The following is a 21220-nucleotide window of genomic DNA, read 5'->3' as shown; positions in this document are numbered from 1 at the left end:
TAGTTGTTTTGTTATTCTTCAGTTGAGAAAAATTTCTCCAAAGCTTTTGCCTTTGGAAATACAATATTGCTTTCTAAGTGAATGTGTTTGTGTAGATCTTGTTCGAATTCCTGCAACATTGCATAGGTTACGCGATAAGTGTTGCAAGCGTCTTCTGGAGGAGAATAATTATTGGTTAATGATGCAATGGCTCTGAATCGTTCCCCTTCGTGTTCGTGTTCGTGCATCATTGCTGAAATGGGATTTTTTACGGTCATAAAAGGTGGTTCATTAACGGAGCCGTGATTTTTTGTGGCAGTTATCATCTCTTTAATGAAAGGAAACAATACCAATTCTTCTTTTTTCATATGAGGAGCTAATTCATTTGCACTACTCTTGAAAAGTTCTGTGATTTCGAATAATTCAGGATGATTGCTTCCGTGAACGCTACACAAGTTATTCAAAAATTGAAGAATTACCGGAGTTTTTTCTTCTACAAAACAGTGGTGGGTTTTCTCAATATAATCGATTAGTAAATCTAATGGCCATGAATTGAAGTCTATTCCAGTATCATTTTTTGACGCCAAAACAGCATTTAAGTCATTCAATAAATTGGCTTCATTGAGGTCTTTCTTTTTGCAAACTTCATCTATAGTTATTTGCCCTTTACAACAAAAATCGATTCCATATTTTGTAAAGACAGCTGCTGTTCTATAATCTTGAGCAACAAAATCTCCAATTGTAGTCATTTCTTGCAGGTTCATAGTTTTGTTTTTAATATAGGTTTAGATGTCAGTGTATTATAAAAAATAATTAGCTCTTTTTTACGAGTATAATTCTACAGTTTAAAAGCTTTATTTCATATGATTTAAATCATATTTCTTTTTTTTTATCATTTTTTTATTAACAAAGGTTGATAAAAAATGCGCCACCAATCCAAAATAATTTTAGTGAAACTAGAATGCGGTTTTTCTAAATAATTTTACTGGCATTCTAAATATGATTGAATATTATTTTTAAACATCAAATTTCAAAAAGGAATAGTTTTGTAAGATTTCGCCGGGTGTAAAATTGTTCCGTTGTTGATTCTTAAAATAATTTTAAGTCTAATTTTAATTTTTGACTTTTGAATTGGCTACTTTTGGCCAATAAAAAAAAACGATATGTTCATCAGATCAAAAAGGTTCTTTCTTAGCTTATTTTTGCTTATTTTCATCAACAGCTTTGCACAACAAAAAGAATATCGGCTGCAATTCAAAACGCCTAAAGAATTGCATCGGTTTTTGAGTCATTCCGATAAATCTATTCCATTAGTGAGTGCGCATCGAGGTGGTCCAGTGAAAGGTTTTCCGGAAAATTGTACGGCAACTTTCAACAATTCAATACAATATAATCCCACAATTATCGAAACCGATATTGCCTTGAGTAAAGATACGGTTTTGGTGATGATGCACGATAATACATTAGACAGGACTACTACTGGAACTGGTAAAATTGACAATTATACCTATCAAGAATTGCAACAATTATTTTTGGAGGATAATGAAGGAAATCAAACTCCCTATAAAATTGAGACCTTAGACGAAGTTCTAAAATGGGGAAAAGACAAGGTCATTTATACTCTCGATGTGAAGAAAGGCGTTCCGATGCAGATGATTGTTGATGCCGTTCGGAGAAATCAAGCAGAGCGTTATTCAGTTATCATTACCTACAATGCGAATCAGGCTGCCGAAGTAGCTAAATTAGCTCCCGACTTAATGATTTCAGTATCTGCCAGAGGAAAAGAAGATGTGGAACGTATGGAAAATTTGGGTGTCAAAGCCGATAAAATGATTGCTTTTGTAGGAACTTCAGAGCCAAAACCAGAAGTGTATCAGTATTTACACAGTCGAAAAATTGCTTGTATTCTGGGAACGATGGGCAATATTGACAAAAGTGCTGCCGCAAAAGGAGATAGTTTGTATTATAAACTGATAGAAAATGGGGCGAATGTACTTTCCTCCGACAGGCATATTGAAGCCGGAATACAATTAAGGAAGTATGCCGATGATAAAAAATTGAAATCGAAACATATTAAAATTAGTAAGATATAATAAACTCAAAAAGCCAGTTTCAAAAATTCGAAACCGGCTTTTTATTTATATTTAGAGGGGAAATTTTATCCCACTATTTCCACAATTTTACTTTCTCCCACCAAACTTACTTTTACCAATCCGTGTTTCGCCAAGCCTTTCATAGCAGCATCCCATTTTTTTCCACTTAACTCGGATTTAATTTTCAATATACCCAATTCCATTTTGTTTTCATTGGTTTGCAAAAGTGCCAGAATTAATTTTTCTTCGTCCAACAATTCAATTTGGACTTGTTTTTTTTCTGGTCGCATTTGCGGGAACAACAATACCTCTTGAATTGAAGCATTATTGGTCAAATACATAATTAGTCTATCCATTCCAATTCCCATTCCTGAGGTTGGAGGCATTCCGTATTCCAACGCTCTCAAGAAATCTTCATCAATAGTTCCCGAAGCTTCGTCATCGCCTTTTTCAGCCAATCGCATTTGATCTTCAAAACGTTCTCTTTGGTCAATTGGATCATTCAATTCTGAATATGCATTTGCTACTTCTTTGCCGCAAACCATCAATTCAAAACGTTCTGTCAATTCGGGATTCTCGCGGTGTTGTTTGCACAAAGGCGACATTTCCTTTGGATAATCTGTGATAAAAGTGGGCTGAATGTAATTTCCTTCGCATTTGGCGCCAAAAATTTCGTCTATTAATTTTCCTTTTCCCATTGTGGCATTCACATCAATTCCCATTCCTCTTGCGGCTTCAAAAAGTTCGCTTTCGGACTTTCGAGAAATATCAAAACCTGTAAAATGTTTGATGGAATCCGTCATTGTAACTCTCGCATACGGCGCTTTGAAATTGATTTGGTGTTCGCCAAAAGTTGCTTCACTTTTTCCGTTAACTGCAATGGCGCAATGCTCCAAAAGATCTTCGGCAAATTTCATCATCCAATTGTAGTCTTTGTAGGCTACATATATTTCCATTGCGGTAAATTCTGGGTTGTGCGTTCGGTCCATTCCTTCGTTACGGAAGTTTTTCGAAAACTCATAAACCCCTTCAAAACCACCAACAATCAATCTTTTTAAATACAATTCGTTGGCAATTCGCATATACAACGGAATGTCCAATGAGTTGTGGTGCGTGATAAAAGGTCTCGCCGCAGCACCACCAGGAATCGGTTGCAAAACCGGAGTTTCTACTTCAAGATAGCCTCTATCATTGAAGAAATTACGCATCGCATTGAACATTTTTGTTCTTTTGATAAACGTTTCTTTTACGTGGTCATTCACGGTCAAATCTACATAACGACGACGGTATCTTTGTTCCGGATCCGAAAAAGCATCGTGTGTTTTTCCTTCAGCATCCGTTTTTACAATTGGCAAAGGTTTCAGGGCTTTCGCCAAAACTGTTAAGCCATAAACGTGAACCGATATTTCGCCCACTTGAGTTTTGAAAACCGTACCGCGAACCCCAATGAAATCGCCAATATCCAACAGTTTTTTGAAAACTACATTGTACATCGTTTTTTCTTCATCAGTAGAAATGTCATCTCTCGAAACGTAGATTTGAATACGCCCTTCGGCATCTTTCAACTCCGCAAAGGAGGCCTTCCCCATAATACGTTTTCCCATCAAACGACCGGCCAGGATCACTTCCTTGCCTTCAAACTTCTCGAAATCGGCGTGGATTTCGCTGGAATAAGCGGTTGTGATTAATTCGGCTGCAGGATAAGGTTCAATACCTAAATTGCGCAATTGGGTGAGTGCTTCTCTACGAAGGATTTCTTGTTCGGATAATGCCATTCTGTTCTGATTTTAAGAGTACAAAGATAACAAATAGATTGCAGATTTCAGAAAGCAGATTTCAGAATTTTTTGGAGCAGAAATATCGGGTTTTTCAATCAACAGTCGTCCCGCTATTCGTTATAATCTTTTGGTGCAAACACTGCTCCAAAAGGATTTTTACTTCTATCGGGGCTAAGTGGCAACTTTTTGTTTTACATAATACTTTTTCAAAAGAACAACAATACTAAAATCCGTGACAATCAGTTAAATCCGTGTCATCCGTCTGCCATTTTTATTTAAAGGAACATTGCCAATAAAAACTTTGTAACTTTGCAGTTCAATATAAGGCAATGAACAAAACCATCCAACTTCAAGATTTAGGACGTCAGGATTATAAAACCACTTGGGAATACCAAGAAAAGATATTCAAAGGCATTGTCGATTTGAAAATCAAAAACCGAAATTCCAACTCCCAACTCCCAACGCCCAACTTCCTGCTTCTTGTAGAACATCCGCACGTTTATACTTTGGGAAAAAGTGGTGACTTGGAAAATTTATTGCTGAACGAAAAACAACTCGAAGCCAAAGGAGCGACTTTCTATAAAATCAATCGTGGTGGCGATATTACCTATCACGGCCCAGGCCAAATCGTGGGTTATCCTATTTTGGACTTAGAAAATTTCTTTACCGACATTCATAAATACCTGCGTTTTCTTGAAGAATCCATCATCTTGACTTTACAAGAATATGGATTAGAATGTGGTCGAAGCGAAGGCGAAACTGGAGTTTGGCTCGGAGTTGGAACACCGTTTGCAAGAAAAATTTGTGCACTTGGCGTTCGTGCTTCCCGTTGGGTGACGATGCACGGTTTTGCATTAAATGTCAACGTGGATTTGGGTTATTTTGACAACATTATTCCGTGTGGAATCCGAGGAAAAGCAGTAACGTCTTTAAATGTGGAACTCGGAGTGGAAAAAGTTGATGAAGCAGAAGTGAAAGCAAAAATATTGAAACATTTTTCTCAATTATTTGGAGCGGAGTTTGTGACTAAATAGGCCACAGATGACACGGATTTAACAGATTGACACTGATTTTATTTGGTGATTAATAATTCATTGTTCGTGGTGCGCACGCAACGAAACTCAAGCTGTTAGTGGTAGGCTTTATTTTACAATGCTGAATTTTATGTCATCGTTAAACATACTTATTAACTCAGGAAGTGTTTTAGTTGCTATTTCGAGGTCATAGCAGATTAGAGGTATTTTGTTAAAAAGTTTATTGTCGTTGCTAGAACTAGTTTCTTCTGTGATTAATAATACATCTTCTCCTTTTTGTATAAAATTTAAAGAAGCTATAACAAGTTTCATATCTGCATCTTCCAAAAAACGTTCTTTTTCAACTTCAAATTCAGCATCAGTAATTTTCTTTTGTTTTTTCACTATGGAATTCACAAAGTTATTATCCAGTAAATGAAAGAATTTTTTTGGATTTGGTATTAATAAGTCAGAAGTTTTAAATGGCTGTTTCGATTCTTTTAAAAAGTTTTTCTCTGTTAAAAATTCTAACTTCTCCAAAATTAACCCTTTTGCTTGATATTGACATTGTTGATAAACTTTGTCAATTATTACAATATTTCCATTAGCTATTTTACTTTGAAAAAAATCAAGTAAATGGTTTTCATTATCAAAAGGTAAATAGTATCGAACTAATGATAATAGTGAGTTTGTATCAATAACTATTTTCATAAGTACGCTTCTAATTTTTCTGGTTTAATATTTAATCGTTTACATACTTCGTATTCATTTATAACACCTTCATAAAATGCAGTCTGAATCGTTGAAATAAATAAAGGGGAATTTATTGGTTTAGGAACAGCTCCTCCAATTTTGATTCCTTTTAATTTATCTAATTCTTTTTTTCTATCTTCTTCTGCTATGCGTAATCTATATTGGTTGTCAAAATCTTCCCTTATGTTATTGTATGAAGATTTTGAAATTTTGTTTTCATATAATAAACGAGTGTAAAGTGATAATTTACTTAAATGCGTAAACTTAGAAATATCTTCAATTTCCTGTAAATAATAATCGTTTTGGGAATTTGCGAATTTTATATCGTTAATAAATTTTTCGTAGTTATTAATTAAGAAATAATAAGCAAAATCATTACACCATCTTTCAATTTTGCTTAAATTTTCACTTGCAATATTTAAAGTTGTTACTTGTTCAACTTCTTCTTTGTTTAGTAAATAATGTCCAAGTTCGTGAGCTAAAGTGAAAATTTCTCGTTTAAAAGATTTTTGTTGTCTTTTTAAAACAATGAAATTTGGTTGTAGAAAAAAACCATCAATATTCGCTTTTTCTTTTTTGTTCCAGGTTTCAATAAATTCAAAAACGAAGATATTATTCGCGCCAAGTTTTCCAATAAAAGCTTTTAAAAAATCGCGTGAATTCAACGTGAATTCAGGGTATAATTTACTTCTGACTTCATTTGCAACTTTTTGAGGCGAATCAGATGTTTTATAGATTTCAATTAATCTTTCAAAACTTAAATCAGATAGTTTAGATATAGTTGAAAGATTTAATTTTAATTCTTCAAAATGATTGACAATTTTTTTTGTACCAATATTTAAATCAGAATTGAAATGAGTTTTTCTAAAAAAAATACTTGCTTCTTTATTAACTTCAATGTCTTTTGGGTCTAAGTAGAAGTTTAAACCTTTATTAAAAATTTTGTCAATTCTTTTTAGAACATTTAAATTAATTTCTTCAGAATAAATGTCACTTATTTCTATTTTCTTTTTAAGACCTTCATTCACAGATGACAATAGATCGTACTTTGTCATATTGTATAATGACAATAAGTATTGAATTCTGTTTATATTATGCTCTGTTTTCAAGAAAATTTATTTTTTTTCAAAATTACAAATTAGATTCTGTTTTGTTACCAAAGTTTGGAAAAACTTAAGATAACTTGGATAAAGTAATCACGTTACCAATATTATACACCTAATTTTGGGTAGATAGGTATAATAAAAAGTCATCCTTCATTTGCTTCTCAAATATATAAATAATTCACTACAAATCATCAAAATAACTTTTATTGAAAACAATCTAAATTTCCAATTTCAACTGTTCTGGCAACAATCGAAACGTCATTCTATGGTATTTTGTCACACCATATTTTCGGATGGCTTCCCGATGTTCCATAGTGGGATAGCCTTTGTTTTTCTTCCAGTTGTACATTGGGAATTCTTCGTGAATAGCATTCATATATTCGTCACGATACGTTTTTGCCAAAACTGATGCTGCGGCAATACTCAAATATTTCGAATCGCCTTTTATAATACTTTGATTGGGGATCGATTTTAATAATTCAATTTCTTCTTTTGTAAATCGTTTTCCAAAAGTGTTTCTCAAACCCAATTTAGCATTCAATGCTCTGTTTCCGTCCACAATAATAAATTCGGGAATTTGGTTTAATTTCAAAATACATTCTTGCATTCCTTTCATAGAAGCATTCAGGATATTGATTTCGTCAATTTCTTTGGGATGTAAATGGGTTACGGCAAATGAAACGGCTTGGCTTTCGATAATGGGCCGGAGCTTTTCTCTTATTTTTTCGGATAATTGCTTGCTATCGTTCAAAATTATATTTTCAAAATCCTCTGGCAGCATTACGGCAGCTGCTGTTACTGGACCGGCAAGACAGCCACGACCGGCTTCGTCGGTGCCGGCTTCTAAGATGAATTTCGAAAAATTAGCAAGCAGCATATTAATTGTATTGGAACAACAAAGATTATAAAATTTTCTTAAAAATAACCCGTGTGTAATTATTAAATCTTTAGAAACAGTAAAATTTGAAACGCATAGAATCATAGAAAAAAGAGTTAGATAGACCAATTCTTGGATTCACATAGCTATGATTTGCTAAAATCAAGCGAAGCGTCTTGGTGAAATTAATAAAAACTATGTTTCTATGCGTTAAAAAATCTAAATTGAGTTATAACCAACGGGCTAAAAATAGCGTGTTTCATCTCCATTTGCCAAAACAATCCCATAAATTAGACTGTTTTTTTATTTGTACCTTTTTTCATTTACCTTTGCCTTGATTAAATAAACGGTTCCCTATAATTATATCCTTTCTCGATGAGAATTTCCTTTCTGGTAGTTTTATTATTTTGTACTACTTTGCTTTTTTCTCAAGAGAAAAACAGTGATAATTCAAACATTCCGAATAATAGTATGGCGAATGATTCATTGAGAATAAAAAAACCTGTAGCCACGATTGATATGTATCGAGTGATTACTTTGGAGCGCGACACCACTTATATCGACACTTCGCTTACGATTCAAAAAAAATACAGTCATAACTATCTGCGAAAAGACCTTTTTGGACTTTTGGCTTTTCCTAACGAAGGGCAAACGTATAATACATTGCAATACAGTTTGAATTCTTTTTCGCCACTTCCAGAATTTGGATTTAAAGCGAAGCACTTTAATTTTCTTGAAGCCAATCAAATTCGATATGGTTCAGTAGCCACTCCTGTTACCGAATGGTATTTTAAATCGGTTATGAAAAAAGGTCAAAATCTGGACGCCTTTTTTTCGGTAAATACTTCTCCAAGATTAAATTTTTCAATAGCTTACAAAGGATTACGTTCTGAAGGGAAATATATAAATCAACTCACAAGTACTGGAAATTTCAGGTTTACTACCAGTTACAACACAAAAAATAAACGATATTTTGCTAATTTTCATTTTACCGGTCAGGATATTATGAATGAAGAAAATGGTGGAATTACTACCGTTGAAGATTTTGAAAGTGGTAACCCAGCTTTTTTACAGCGAGATCGATTAGAAGTTTATTTGACAGATGCTCGATCGTTTCTAAAAGGGAAACGAGTGTTTTTAGATCATTTTTTTAGAATAAATTCCGTGAAGGGAAATAATAATTTGTTTGTGACTCACCAATTTAATTATGAAAATAAATATTTCGAGTACAATCAGCCTACCGTAACTTCGACTGTTGGAGGAACAACTGTATATCGATTTGGTGATTCCTATAAAACTAGTGGCATAAACGACCAAACACATTATAACAAAACCTATAATAAAGTAGGTTTAACGTACGAGAACACAACTTTAGGAAAGTTTAACTTTTTTGTTGATGATTTTTTTAGCAATTATTATTACAACCAAATTTTGATTAAGGATGACCAAACGGTTCCGGCGTCTTTGAGTCGAAGAATAGACAGTTACGGAGGTCAATATGACTATCAGAAAAAGAAATGGACAGGAAAATTTCTTTTCACTAGGTCGTTTACCAATCAATCGCTCTCGAATTTGGATGCTAAAATACAATATGAGCTAAATGAGGAAATGCAACTCTCTTTCCAATATCAAAATGTAAACAAACTGCCCAACGACAACTATAATTTGTATCAAAGTAGTTATGTAAATTACAATTGGTCCAACGATTTTAAGAACGAAAAAATTAATTCAATCAGTGTCAACGCCAATTCTCAGTGGATTAATGTTTCTGTGCAATATTCGACATTTAATGATCATTTGTATTTTGCTGACATTTCAACTGCGGAACAAATTGCTTTAAAACAACAAATAATAGCACCTTCACAGTATGCCAATACTATTAATTATTTGTCGGTAAAGGCGAGTAATGAATTTAAGTTTTGGAAATTTGCATTAGACAATACGATTTTATACCAAAAAGTAGATCAATCTGATTTGATACTGAATGTTCCAGAATTTGTCACTAGAAATACATTTTATTACTCTCAGGAGATGTTTCGTAAAGCCTTGTTTTTTCAAACAGGAATCACTTTTAATTATTTTACTAGTTATAATGGTAACGAATACAATCCTGTAATTGGGGAGTTTTTTGTTCAAAATCAGAAAAAAATGGGCAATTATGCCAACTTCGATTTTTTCTTCAATGCGCGAATTCAAAGGACTAGAGTTTATTTAACCTTAGAGCATTTTAATGCTGCGCTTTCCGGATACAATTATTTGTCCTCTCCAAATAACCCTACTGGTGACTTTATAATTCGTTTTGGATTGGTTTGGAATTTTTTCCAATAAAAATTGAACTTGTATAACTGATATAAGTTTTATATTTGTTGAGTAACTAATACAATCGATGAAAATAATTTCAGAAATACTTTTAGAAGATTATAAAAAAAACTTTCCACAAGGAGTAGAAGAAAAATTTAGCACCCTTTGTGATGCCGAAGTTTCTACGGAATCATTTAGTTTTTACACTTCGGTTGCGTCAGTTTTTTCTAGCAAAATTGAAGGTGAAGAAATAGAATTGGATTCTTATATCAAACATAAAAAATTTGGAATGGAATTTCTTCCAGATTATACCAAAAAAATCGACGATTTATATGATGCCTATTCTTTTGCAAAGTCAAATGCATTGAATAAAAACACTATTGCTGAAGCACATAAACTTTTATCAAAGAATATAGTTGCGAAAAGCCAGCAAGGAAAACACCGCTACCAAAATATGTTTATTACTAACGATGAAGGACAAATTGAATATGTCGCCGCTTTGCCTCATCAGGTGGATGACGAAATGATTCAATTTTATGAAGATATTGAAGCTTTGGTGAAACAAAAATTAAATTTTCAAGAAGTTTTCTATTTCGCAAGTATGATACATTTGGTTTTTGTAAAAATACATCCTTGGAATGATGGCAATGGTCGCTCAGGAAGATTGTTAGAAAAATGGTTCTTGTCGGAAAAACTTGGGCCAAAAGCCTGGTTTGTTCAAAGCGAAAAAAACTATTATCAAAATCATCAATTGTATTATGATAATCTTAGAAGGTTAGGTTTTGAGTACGAAACCTTAGATTACTCTAAAGCGATGCCTTTTCTTGAAATGTTTCCAAAATCACTGTTTGTGTAAAAGTAATAACAATATCAATGGCAATATCAATATCAATATCAATGGCAAAAATCAATTTCTAACCTCTAACCTTTAACCTTTAACCTTTAACCTCTAACTTATCAAATGACCTTCACCGCAATAGATTTTGAAACCGCTACAGCCTTCCACCCTTGTTCTGTTGGGATTGTTACGGTTGAAAACGGCGTTATTGTTGACGAATATGTTACCTTAATCAAGCCGCCAAGAAACGAATACAATTCATTTACGATAGCAGTTCACGGAATTTATCCACGAGATACAGTGAATGCAAAATCATTTGCGCAAGTGTTTCCTGAAATCCAAAAGCGATTACAAAACCGAATAATTGTAGCACACAACGAAAGTTTTGACCGAAATGTTTTGGCCAAATCGATGGCGCTTTACGGTTTAGATTATGAATCGTTGAATATTGGTTCTCGATGGGAATGTACAGTAAAAATTTACAAAGCGAAAGGTTTAAAGCCAACAAAATTAAGCGATTGTTGTCGTGAAATGCGGATTGAACTCAACCATCACGAAGCTTTATCTGATGCTCGGGCTTGCGCCAAATTGTATTTGATGCGTTAGTTGAACAATTTTTTGTTTGTGATAATACTTGAAAATTATTTAAATGCGCTTGTCCTGAACATATTTCTTTTTTTACTACTTTAGTCATCAATATAAAAGTCTAAAAATGAAAGAAAATTTTCTCCATTACCTTTGGAAATTCAAGAAATTCGACACTTTGAATTTAAAAACTTTCAATGGAGAAGAAATTGCCATAATCAATGTTGGACACTATTTAGAACTTGCCGGACCTGATTTTTTCAATGCTCAGATTGTTATTGGCAATCAAAAATGGGCTGGAAATGTGGAAATTCATCTTAAATCTTCCGATTGGTATGTGCATCATCACGAAAGAGACGAAGCCTATGAAAACGTCATTTTGCATGTGGTTTGGGAACACGACACTGAAATTTTCAGAAGCAACAATTCCGAAATTCCGGTTTTGGAACTGAAAAACCATGTTGATTCGGTAACAATAGCCAATTATCAATCGCTGATGTCGCCAAAGTCATGGATTTTTTGTGAAAAGCAAATCAAAGAAATTGATGAATTTGTTTTTAAAAATTGGCAAGAACGTTTGTTTTTCGAACGTTTAGAAAGAAAGTCAAAACCCATTTACGACTTATTAAAACTGACAAATAACGATTGGGAGGCGGTCTTGTTTTGCCTTTTGGCCAAGAATTTTGGGTTGAATACCAATGGTGAAATCTTTTTGAAAATTGTTCAATCCATTCCGTTTTCAATTCTAAGAAAAGAAAGTTTTGAGGTCGAAAATCTCGAAGCTTTATTCTTGGGAAATGCGGGTTTATTAGATGCCGAAAAAGAGGATAATTATTTCAAGGATTTAAAATTCAGGTATTTTTATTTGTTGCATAAATACCAAATGGAGAGGAGATTAGTAGAACCTGTTCAGTTTTTCAAACATCGACCAGATAATTTTCCTACCATTCGATTGTCGCAATTGGCGAATTTATACCACAGTCAACAAAATTTGTTTTCAGGAATCAGTGCTACCAATTCAGTGAAAAGTATTTATAAAATTTTCGAAATTTCGACATCAAATTATTGGGAAAACCATTATCAGTTTGACAAAGAAAGCCCAAAAAAGAAGAAGAAACTTTCCAAATCATTCATCGATTTAGTAACTATAAATACCATAATTCCGCTCCAATTCGCGTATGCAAAAAGTCAAGGCAAAGAAATTTCCGAAGATCTAATTCAATTGATAAACGAAGTGGCTCCAGAGAAAAATGCAATTATAGACAAGTTTAGTTCTTTTGGAATTAAATCGAAAAGTGCTTTTGAAACTCAGTCTTTACTGCAGCTTAAAAATGAATATTGCAACAAAAGTCGTTGTTTAGATTGTGCTATTGGAATGGAGTTATTAAAGAAAATTTCTTAATTTTACCCAAAATCCAAAAAATGCGAGCAGTCATACAACTCAAATATTTTTTCGAAAAACGTGGTTTTCATGTTTCTTCGCGCCTTGCTGATAGATTGGGAATGCGGGTATCGGATGTGAGATTATTTTTTATCTATATTACCTTTGTTACGGCAGGTTTGTGGTTTGGTGTTTATTTAACGCTGGCTTTCTGGATTCGGTTGAAAGATTTAATTCGAGGTAAGCGCACTTCAGTTTTTGATTTGTAACAAGAGTTTGAAAACAAAAAAAGGGATTATAAAGTTATGAAAAACTTTATAATCCCTTTACTATTTTCTCAATTGGATTTTCTCACCTTTTTAAAACTATAAGAATAAATTAATGCATGAATTGCTGCAAAAATTAGAGAAAAATAGAATAAGAAATGATCGTCAACTTCAATGTCGCTATGATGAATAAAAGCAATAATAATTAATGCTAAAACCATTCCTAAGCCAGAGCTAGCAACTGTTTTGTAGTTTTTTAGACTAAAATGACCTTGGTTTAATTTACTGTGTTTCATCCCGTAAAATAGGTATAAATCGAACCCAATCATCATCCAAACGATAAGTCTAATCCATGTGTCTAATGGTAAAAACACCATCATAAATAGGCATACTGCAACTCCAGCAATGGGTACAAATGGAACTAAAGGCGTTCTAAATGCTCTTGGTGCATCAGGCATTTTTTTACGCATAATCAAAACGCCTATGCAAACTAAAATAAAGGCGAATAGTGTTCCAATACTGGTCATTTCTCCAACAACTCTAGCGGGAACAAATGCTGCAAACAGACTCACAATTACCATAAACAATAAATTATTTTTAGCCGGAGTCCTAAATTTTGGATGTACTTCTGAGAATATTTTTGGCATCAAACCATCTTTACTCATCGAGAAAAACACTCTACTTTGACCCATAAGCATCACTAAAATAACAGAAGAATATCCTCCTAAAATTGCTAATAAAATCGCATTGTTAAGCCAAGGATAGGCTGGAGTTATCATTCCGTCAGGCCCTGCAGTTCCCATAGCTTCTACCGCAATCGCAACTGGGGCAATCCCGTCTTTTCCTGCAAATGCCTGATAATTTACCACTCCTGTCATTACGTGAGCAAAAAGAATGTAAAGAATAGTACAAATTGCCAAGGATAATAATATTCCGATTGGCATATCTCGTTTAGGGTTTTTAGCTTCTTGGGCTGCGGTTGACACAGCATCAAATCCTATGTAGGCAAAGAATACTATTGCTGCAGCTCTGATTATTCCTGAAAAACCAAATTCTCCAAATTTCCCTGTATTTTCTGGAATATAGGGGGTGTAGTTTTCAGGTCTAATATATTGCCATCCCACAGCAATAAATACTAGAACTACAGTAACTTTTAGTAAAACTATTATTGCATTAACAAATGATGATTCTTGGGTTCCGCGAATCAATAGGAATGATACGACCATAACTATTAATACGGCAGGAATATTTATAATACCTCCTTCAAAGGGCGAAAGCATATAGGCATCATCTATATGAATGCCATAGCCTCCTAAAAATTTGCCGAAATATCGAGACCAACTAATAGAAACCGTTGCAGCTCCAACGGCATATTCTAAAACTAAATCCCAACCAATTATCCAAGCTATAAATTCACCCATAGTGGCAAATGAATAAGTATAAGCACTTCCGGCAACTGGAATCATCGAAGAGAATTCGGCATAACATAAACCTGCAAAAACACAGCCAAAAGCTGCTACCAAAAAAGAAATAGTTATGGCTGGACCCGCATTTGCAGATGCTGCTAAACCTGTTATTGAAAATAATCCGGCGCCAATAATGGCGCCAATTCCAAGAGCAACTAATCCAGGCGCGGTTAGAGTTTTCTTTAATCCTTTTTCAGAATCATCAGCCTCGGACAAAAGCTGTTCTAATGGTTTTCTTTTCCAAATAGACATATTTTCACATTTATTGTTAATAGTTTTCAAATATATTGTTTTTTTAATGTTTTGGAGATATAGAGAACTGTATTTTTTTTAAAGTCACTCTTTTTAAATTTTTGTCATTATCTTATCTATAAAGTGATGTATTATAAATTATTTCATATTTTTAGGCTTTATAAAACATCCTTTTAATGATTTTAAAAACAATGAATTCCTTTTTTAAGTTTTCTAGAGAGCAGCGCACAGGTATTTTGTTGTTGTTTGCCATCATTATTATCTTTCAATTGCTTTATTATTTTGTAGATTTCAATTCTTTTTCTAAAGCTACTCCCCAAAAAGAAAAGTGGCTTTCCTTGCAATCACAAATCGATTCCTTGAAACAGGAAAAATTGAATTATGTTCCAAAGATTTATCCGTTCAACCCCAATTTCATTACAGATTATAAAGGATACAAACTCGGAATGTCTGTTGCTGAAATCGACAGATTGTTTGCTTTTAGAAAACAAAATAAATATGTGAATTCGCCCAAAGAATTTCAAACGGTGACCAAAGTTTCGGATTCCTTGTTGAATGCCATTTCGCCCTATTTCAAATTTCCGGATTGGGTCAATAACAAAAAAGAATTCAAAGAGTATAAAAAATATGACAATACGGCTTTCGCCAAAAAAGAGAAGATTGTAGTCATCGACATCAACCAAGCTACTCAAGAAGATTTAATTAAAATTTATGGAATAGGAGAGGCCATTTCGATTCGGATTTTAAAATTCAAAGAAAATCTTGGCGGTTTTGTTTCGATGGAACAAATGAATGACGTTTGGGGATTGTCGCCAGAGGTTATCGAAAATTTGAATTCTCATTTCAAGATTTCGGCTTCGCCAACAGTCAAAAAAATTGACATTAACAATGCTTCAATAAAAGAGCTTTCGCTATTTCCTTATTTTAAATATCCAATTTCTAAAAATATAGTAACTTTTCGGAGTATGAATGGCGATATAAAAAATAGTGAAGATTTAACAAAAATTAAAGGTTTGTCTATTGAAAAGGCAAAAATTATAGCCTTATATTTGAACTTTTAAAATTCTTACCTCTTTTACAATGAACTTTGATTACAGCGAAACACAAGTAATGATAGCCGAATCCGCAAGAGATTTTGCCGAAAAATATATTAGACCACATATTATGGAGTGGGATGAATCTCAAAAATTCCCAGTTTCATTATTCAAAAAAATGGGAAAAATGGGTTTTATGGGCGTTTTAGTTCCAGAAGAATTGGGTGGTTCAGGTTTAGGATATCACGAATATATTGCAGTGGTCGAAGAGATTTCAAAAGTAGATCCGTCGATAGGATTATCTGTTGCGGCGCATAATTCGTTATGTACGAATCATATTTTGACTTTTGGTAACGAAGAACAAAAGAAAAAGTGGATTCCAAAGCTAGCCACTGGCGAGCACATTGGTGCTTGGGGATTGACCGAACATAACACTGGTTCCGATGCAGGAGGAATGAATACAACTGCTGTAAAAGATGGAGATGATTGGATTGTAAATGGATCCAAAAATTTTATCACACACGGAATTTCAGGAGATATTGCTGTAGTTATAGTACGCACTGGCGAAAAAGGCGATTCTAGAGGTATGACTGCATTTGTTTTCGAAAAAGGAATGCCAGGATTTACCTCAGGAAAAAAAGCCAATAAATTAGGAATGCGCGCTAGCGAAACAGCTGAATTATTCTTTGATAATTGCCGAGTTGCAGACGCCAATAGATTAGGTGATGTAGGACAGGGATTCATTCAATCGATGAAAATTTTGGACGGTGGAAGAATTTCTATTGGAGCATTGTCATTAGGGATTGCGAAAGGTGCTTATGAAGCTTCCTTAAAATATTCGAAAGAAAGACATCAGTTTGGAAAAGCGATAAGCGAATTTCAAGCAATAGCTTTTAAACTAGCCGATATGGCCACCGAAATTGAAGCTTCAGAATTGTTGTTGCACAAAGCGGCTTACTTGAAAAACAATAACCGCAATATGACTACGCTCGGAGCAATGAGCAAAATGTATTCTTCAGAAGTTTGTGTAAAAGTTTCAACTGACGCCATTCAAGTTCACGGCGGTTACGGTTATACAAAAGATTATCCAGTAGAGAAATTCTTCAGAGATTCGAAATTATGTACCATTGGTGAGGGAACGACTGAGATACAGAAGTTGGTGATTTCGAGGAATATTTTGAAAGAATAAAATAAAATTGAATAAGATTATAGAGCCAAGAACAAAGTAATTGTAATTTGGCTTTTTTTTTAGTCTGTCATCTATTTGTCTATTGTCTTTAATCTGAAAAAATAATTCATAATTCATAACTCATAATTCAAAACTTTGATTACTTTTGCAACCTTAACGAAAGGGGGTGATAAAATTATGTTAATTATACCAATTAAAGACGGAGAAAATATCGATAGAGCATTAAAGCGCTATAAAAGAAAATTTGACAAAACTGGAACTGTTCGTCAACTAAGAGCGCGTACTGCTTTTATAAAACCATCAGTTATCAATAGAATCAAGATTCAAAAAGCTGCTTATATCCAGAATATGAGAGATAACATCGAGAATATTTAATTATTTTCTGTTACAATAAAATACCGTTAGTCATTAAAGTTTAATACCTTTGATGCTAACGGTTTTTTTATGATTAATAATAAGGACGCATTTAAAGATTATCTTCAATTGGAGAAAAAATATTCTCCACATACCGTAAATGCGTATTTGAATGACATCAATTTCTTCGAGTTGTTCAATAAAAATCAATTCGATCAAGAAAATATAGATCGCGCCAACTACAATCAGATCAGAACTTGGATAGTTTCGCTTGTAGATGATGCTATATCGAATGTTTCGGTAAATAGAAAAATGCAATCTTTAAAAGCGTATTATAAATTTCTATTAAAGACCAAGCAAATTGAACTTAGCCCGATGCTGAAACACAAAGCTTTAAAAACTCCTAAAACACTTCAAATTCCGTTTTCGGAAAATGAACTTACAGCCGTTTTGGATCAAATACAAAATCCAGTAGGGTTCGAAGAAATTAGAGATAAACTTATAATAGACTTGTTTTATACTACGGGAATTCGACGTGCAGAATTAATTCATTTGAAAACGGTAAACGTCAATACGTCAAATCACACCATAAAAGTTCTAGGTAAAAGAAATAAGGAAAGAATTCTTCCGTTGTTGCTAATTATTTCGCAACAATTAAATTTATATTTTTCAGAAAGAGCAGGTTTAGAGAAAGTTATGGATAGTGACTTTTTCTTTTTAACAAAAAAAGGATTAAAATTAAGTGAATCCTTTGTGTATCGATTAATAAATACATACTTTAGTACTGTCTCCGAGAAAGTAAAGAAAAGTCCCCATATATTAAGACACACATTTGCGACTCATCTTTTGAACAATGGAGCCGATTTAAATTCAGTAAAAGAATTATTAGGACATTCAAGTTTGGCATCGACACAAATATATACACATAGCAGTTTGTCAGAACTCAAAAAAGTCTATGAAGATGCCCATCCAAGAAATCTAAAATAATTCGAAAAATGTTTAACCAACTAAAAAAAATGATTATGAAGGTAGATGTTCACGCAGTTAACTTTACAGTTGACAGAAAACTAGTAGATTTTGTTCAAGAAAGAATGGTTAAATTGGAAAAATATTACGACAAAGTAGTATCTTCTGACGTTTATTTGAAAGTTGAAAAGACGAGTGACAAGGAAAATAAAATCGTAGAGATGAAAATAATTGTCCCGGGAGACGATTTTTTAGTAAAAAAACAATGCAAAACTTTTGAAGAAGCAATAGAGCTTGCGGCAGAATCTATAGAACGATTGTTGGTAAAAAGAAAAGAAAAAATCAATACACATAATTAATCTAAATTTTTCATAAAATTGTTTTGATTAAAAAACAAAAAGATATACATTTGCAGTCCGTTAGAAATAGCGGACTTTTTTTATTGTATTTGCCAGCGTAGCTCAGTTGGCTAGAGCAGCTGATTTGTAATCAGCAGGTCGTGGGTTCGAGTCCCTCCGCCGGCTCTTTTTTATTCCAAATGCGATTTGGAATTTGTTCTTTAAATTATTGAAATTTAAAAAAAAATGGGGAGATACTCAAGCGGCCAACGAGGGCAGACTGTAAATCTGCTGTGTGAACTTCGCAGGTTCGAATCCTGCTCTCCCCACAAAATGAAGTTTAAGGTTTACATAGTTTAAGGAAACAACTTTAAACTTTTAAACAATGTTAAACAAAATTTCTCTGCCGACTTAGCTCAGAGGTAGAGTGCTTCCTTGGTAAGGAAGAGGTCACGGGTTCAATTCCCGTAGTTGGCTCAAAAAAAGTATAAAATTGAACACTAATAATAACTAAGATTAAAAATTAAGTAAAATGGCAAAAGAAACCTTTAACCGTAACAAGCCCCACTTAAACATTGGAACAATTGGGCACGTGGATCACGGAAAAACAACTTTAACTGCAGCAATAACTAAAGTGTTATCTGATGCTGGTTACTGTCAAGCAAAATCATTTGATCAAATTGATAATGCTCCAGAAGAAAAAGAAAGAGGTATTACAATTAATACATCTCACGTTGAGTATGAAACTGCAAACCGTCACTACGCACACGTTGACTGTCCTGGTCACGCGGATTACGTAAAAAACATGGTTACAGGTGCTGCTCAAATGGATGGTGCTATTCTTGTTGTAGCAGCTACAGACGGACCAATGCCACAAACACGTGAGCACATTCTATTAGGTCGCCAAGTAGGTATTCCTAGAATGGTTGTATTCATGAACAAAGTGGATATGGTTGATGACGAGGAATTGTTAGAGCTTGTAGAAATGGAAATTAGAGACTTATTGTCTTTCTACGAATATGACGGAGACAACTGTCCAGTTATTCAAGGTTCTGCACTTGGTGGATTGAACAACGATCCAGCTTGGGTACCAAAAATTATTGAATTGATGGCTGCTTGTGATTCTTGGATTGAAGAGCCAATTCGTGATACTGCAAAACCATTCTTGATGCCAGTTGAAGATGTATTTACAATTACAGGTCGTGGAACTGTTGCTACAGGTCGTATCGAAACAGGTATTGCTAATACAGGAGATCCTGTTGAAATCATTGGTATGGGAGCTGAAAAATTGACTTCTACTATTACAGGAGTTGAAATGTTCCGTAAAATCCTTGATAGAGGTGAGGCTGGAGATAACGTAGGTTTATTGTTAAGAGGTGTTGATAAAGCTGATATCAAAAGAGGAATGGTTATCATTAAACCAGGATCTGTAAAACCACACGCTACTTTCAAAGCAGAGGTTTATATCTTGAAAAAAGAAGAAGGTGGTCGTCACACACCATTCCATAATAACTACCGTCCACAGTTCTACGTACGTACAACTGACGTAACAGGAGTTATCACTTTGCCAGAAGGAGTAGAGATGGTTATGCCAGGAGACAACTTAACAATCAATGTAGCTTTATTAAGCCCTATTGCAATGAATGTTGGACTTCGTTTTGCTATCCGTGAAGGTGGTAGAACGGTTGGTGCTGGACAGGTAACTGAGATAGTAGCATAATCCTAATAAATAATTTATAAAGCCAGTAACGTCTTCGGGCGTTACTGGTTTTTAACGAACGGGCGTAGTTCAAGGGTAGAATAGCGGTCTCCAAAACCGTTGATGGGGGTTCGAATCCCTCCGCCCGTGCAAAAAAATAAATCATAATGACAAAAGTTGTTAATTATATATCAGAAGCATTTGAAGAATTAAGATCAAATGTGACTTGGCCAGTTTGGGCAGAAGTACAACGTCTAACGATTGTTGTTGCTCTTTTCTCCGTATTATTTGCTTTGGCAACTTGGGGAGTAGATGAAATGTTTGCAAATGTATTAGAGAAATTTTTCACCTGGATAAAAGCGTAATTTTTTTGTTATGGCAGATAATAATTTGAAAAAATGGTACGTTGTTCGTGCAGTAAGTGGACAAGAGAATAAAGTAAAAGCGTACATCGAAACTGAAATCGCAAGATTAGGAATGGGTGATTATGTTTCGCAAGTTCTAGTTCCTACTGAAAAAATAGTTACTGTAAAAGAGGGAAAAAAAATAATCAAGGACAAAGTTTACTTTCCCGGTTATGTAATGATAGAAGCAAACCTAATAGGAGAAATTCCTCACATTATTAAGTCTATAACAAGTGTAATTGGTTTTTTAGGTGAAATAAAAGGTGGAGAGCCAGTTCCTTTAAGACTTTCTGAAGTAAATAGAATGTTAGGTAAGGTAGATGAATTGGCTGTAAATACCGATACTCGATCTATCCCATTCAATTTAGGTGAGACAATAAAGGTTATTGATGGTCCTTTCAACGGTTTCAATGGAACTGTTGAGAAAATTAATGAAGAAAAGCGTAAACTTGAAGTGATGGTTAAAATTTTCGGAAGAAAAACGCCATTAGAATTAGGGTTTTTGCAAGTTGAAAAAGTATAATTTTTGTTACATCTATAATAAACCA

Annotated in this window: 21 protein-coding genes and 4 tRNA genes; 19 read left to right on the top strand and 6 right to left on the bottom strand. The window is 33.9% G+C overall.

Annotated elements, in window-relative coordinates; genetic code table 11:
- Positions 1 to 11: 11 nt before the first annotated feature.
- Complete coding sequence (ric, locus tag FNW17_RS10930) at positions 12 to 743, bottom strand: iron-sulfur cluster repair di-iron protein (protein WP_235893271.1); 732 nt, start codon at positions 741 to 743, stop codon at positions 12 to 14.
- Positions 744 to 1142: 399 nt separating this feature from the next.
- Here ric and FNW17_RS10925 point away from each other — a divergent pair, with 399 nt between their 5' ends.
- Positions 1143 to 2072: a glycerophosphodiester phosphodiesterase family protein gene (locus FNW17_RS10925; RefSeq protein WP_218043866.1), complete on the top strand. Its 930-nt coding sequence runs from the start codon at positions 1143 to 1145 to the stop codon at positions 2070 to 2072.
- Between the two features lie 65 nt (positions 2073 to 2137).
- Here FNW17_RS10925 and lysS read toward each other — a convergent pair whose 3' ends face one another.
- The gene (lysS, locus tag FNW17_RS10920) at positions 2138 to 3847 is read right to left on the bottom strand and encodes a lysine--tRNA ligase (RefSeq protein ID WP_144071644.1); all 1710 of its coding nucleotides are present in this window, start codon (positions 3845 to 3847) and stop codon (positions 2138 to 2140) included.
- A 332-nt stretch (positions 3848 to 4179) separates the two neighbouring features.
- On the opposite strand from lysS, the gene lipB reads away from it, so the two are divergent.
- Complete coding sequence (gene lipB, locus FNW17_RS10915; protein ID WP_143389560.1) at positions 4180 to 4884, top strand: lipoyl(octanoyl) transferase LipB; 705 nt, start codon at positions 4180 to 4182, stop codon at positions 4882 to 4884.
- 108 nt (positions 4885 to 4992) lie between these two features.
- Here lipB and FNW17_RS10910 read toward each other — a convergent pair whose 3' ends face one another.
- The 3 genes from FNW17_RS10910 to FNW17_RS10900 all read right to left on the bottom strand — a co-directional run bounded on the left by FNW17_RS10910 (position 4993) and on the right by FNW17_RS10900 (position 7599).
- Positions 4993 to 5574 carry a DUF4411 family protein gene (locus FNW17_RS10910; protein ID WP_126563280.1) on the bottom strand — a complete coding sequence of 194 codons (582 nt, stop codon included), beginning with the start codon at positions 5572 to 5574 and terminating at the stop codon, positions 4993 to 4995.
- Positions 5571 to 6671 (bottom strand): ImmA/IrrE family metallo-endopeptidase, encoded by a 1101-nt coding sequence (locus FNW17_RS10905; RefSeq protein ID WP_143389561.1) that lies wholly within the window; start codon positions 6669 to 6671, stop codon positions 5571 to 5573. Before FNW17_RS10905 ends, FNW17_RS10910 begins: the two co-directional genes overlap by 4 nt.
- Positions 6672 to 6939: 268 nt before the next feature.
- A complete protein-coding gene (locus tag FNW17_RS10900; protein ID WP_144071643.1) occupies positions 6940 to 7599 on the bottom strand; it encodes a ribonuclease HII in 660 nt (219 codons plus the stop codon).
- A gap of 375 nt (positions 7600 to 7974) precedes the next feature.
- Here FNW17_RS10900 and FNW17_RS10895 point away from each other — a divergent pair, with 375 nt between their 5' ends.
- The 5 genes from FNW17_RS10895 to FNW17_RS10875 all read left to right on the top strand — a co-directional run bounded on the left by FNW17_RS10895 (position 7975) and on the right by FNW17_RS10875 (position 12973).
- On the top strand, positions 7975 to 9927 hold the full coding sequence (locus FNW17_RS10895) for a putative porin (protein WP_143389563.1): 1953 nt from the start codon (positions 7975 to 7977) through the stop codon (positions 9925 to 9927).
- Between the two features lie 58 nt (positions 9928 to 9985).
- Positions 9986 to 10756, top strand: coding sequence for a Fic family protein (locus tag FNW17_RS10890; protein ID WP_143389564.1), 771 nt, complete (start codon positions 9986 to 9988; stop codon positions 10754 to 10756).
- A gap of 105 nt (positions 10757 to 10861) precedes the next feature.
- On the top strand, positions 10862 to 11344 hold the full coding sequence (locus FNW17_RS10885; RefSeq protein ID WP_143389565.1) for a 3'-5' exonuclease: 483 nt from the start codon (positions 10862 to 10864) through the stop codon (positions 11342 to 11344).
- A gap of 106 nt (positions 11345 to 11450) precedes the next feature.
- Positions 11451 to 12725, top strand: coding sequence for a DUF2851 family protein (locus FNW17_RS10880; RefSeq protein WP_144071642.1), 1275 nt, complete (start codon positions 11451 to 11453; stop codon positions 12723 to 12725).
- Positions 12726 to 12745: 20 nt separating this feature from the next.
- Positions 12746 to 12973 carry a PspC domain-containing protein gene (locus tag FNW17_RS10875; RefSeq protein WP_143389567.1) on the top strand — a complete coding sequence of 76 codons (228 nt, stop codon included), beginning with the start codon at positions 12746 to 12748 and terminating at the stop codon, positions 12971 to 12973.
- 68 nt (positions 12974 to 13041) lie between these two features.
- Here FNW17_RS10875 and FNW17_RS10870 read toward each other — a convergent pair whose 3' ends face one another.
- Entirely contained in the window at positions 13042 to 14688 is a 1647-nt protein-coding gene (locus FNW17_RS10870) for an amino acid permease (protein WP_144071678.1), read from the bottom strand.
- Between the two features lie 176 nt (positions 14689 to 14864).
- Here FNW17_RS10870 and FNW17_RS10865 point away from each other — a divergent pair, with 176 nt between their 5' ends.
- The 12 genes from FNW17_RS10865 to nusG all read left to right on the top strand — a co-directional run bounded on the left by FNW17_RS10865 (position 14865) and on the right by nusG (position 21195).
- Positions 14865 to 15749, top strand: a complete 885-nt coding sequence (locus FNW17_RS10865; protein ID WP_143389568.1) for a ComEA family DNA-binding protein — start codon at positions 14865 to 14867, stop codon at positions 15747 to 15749.
- Between the two features lie 19 nt (positions 15750 to 15768).
- A complete protein-coding gene (locus tag FNW17_RS10860; RefSeq protein ID WP_143389569.1) occupies positions 15769 to 16911 on the top strand; it encodes an acyl-CoA dehydrogenase family protein in 1143 nt (380 codons plus the stop codon).
- A gap of 177 nt (positions 16912 to 17088) precedes the next feature.
- The gene (rpsU, locus tag FNW17_RS10855) at positions 17089 to 17286 is read left to right on the top strand and encodes a 30S ribosomal protein S21 (protein WP_143389570.1); all 198 of its coding nucleotides are present in this window, start codon (positions 17089 to 17091) and stop codon (positions 17284 to 17286) included.
- A gap of 69 nt (positions 17287 to 17355) precedes the next feature.
- A complete protein-coding gene (locus FNW17_RS10850; RefSeq protein WP_143389571.1) occupies positions 17356 to 18252 on the top strand; it encodes a tyrosine-type recombinase/integrase in 897 nt (298 codons plus the stop codon).
- A gap of 35 nt (positions 18253 to 18287) precedes the next feature.
- The gene (gene hpf, locus FNW17_RS10845) at positions 18288 to 18590 is read left to right on the top strand and encodes a ribosome hibernation-promoting factor, HPF/YfiA family (protein ID WP_126563208.1); all 303 of its coding nucleotides are present in this window, start codon (positions 18288 to 18290) and stop codon (positions 18588 to 18590) included.
- Positions 18591 to 18681: 91 nt separating this feature from the next.
- Positions 18682 to 18755, top strand: a tRNA-Thr gene (locus FNW17_RS10840).
- A 62-nt stretch (positions 18756 to 18817) separates the two neighbouring features.
- Positions 18818 to 18898: transfer RNA gene (locus FNW17_RS10835), tRNA-Tyr, on the top strand.
- 76 nt (positions 18899 to 18974) lie between these two features.
- A tRNA-Thr gene (locus tag FNW17_RS10830) sits at positions 18975 to 19046 on the top strand.
- 55 nt (positions 19047 to 19101) lie between these two features.
- Positions 19102 to 20289, top strand: coding sequence for an elongation factor Tu (gene tuf / locus FNW17_RS10825; protein WP_143389572.1), 1188 nt, complete (start codon positions 19102 to 19104; stop codon positions 20287 to 20289).
- 58 nt (positions 20290 to 20347) lie between these two features.
- A tRNA-Trp gene (locus FNW17_RS10820) sits at positions 20348 to 20418 on the top strand.
- A gap of 17 nt (positions 20419 to 20435) precedes the next feature.
- On the top strand, positions 20436 to 20633 hold the full coding sequence (gene secE / locus FNW17_RS10815) for a preprotein translocase subunit SecE (protein ID WP_143389573.1): 198 nt from the start codon (positions 20436 to 20438) through the stop codon (positions 20631 to 20633).
- Between the two features lie 10 nt (positions 20634 to 20643).
- Positions 20644 to 21195 (top strand): transcription termination/antitermination protein NusG, encoded by a 552-nt coding sequence (gene nusG / locus FNW17_RS10810; RefSeq protein WP_143389574.1) that lies wholly within the window; start codon positions 20644 to 20646, stop codon positions 21193 to 21195.
- Positions 21196 to 21220 lie beyond the last annotated feature (25 nt).

The sequence above is a fragment of the Flavobacterium franklandianum genome, assembly GCF_007097365.1.
Lineage (GTDB): Bacteria > Bacteroidota > Bacteroidia > Flavobacteriales > Flavobacteriaceae > Flavobacterium > Flavobacterium franklandianum.
The sequence above is the reverse complement of the archived record's forward strand: the minus strand, read 5'-3'. Positions and strand labels throughout refer to the sequence as shown.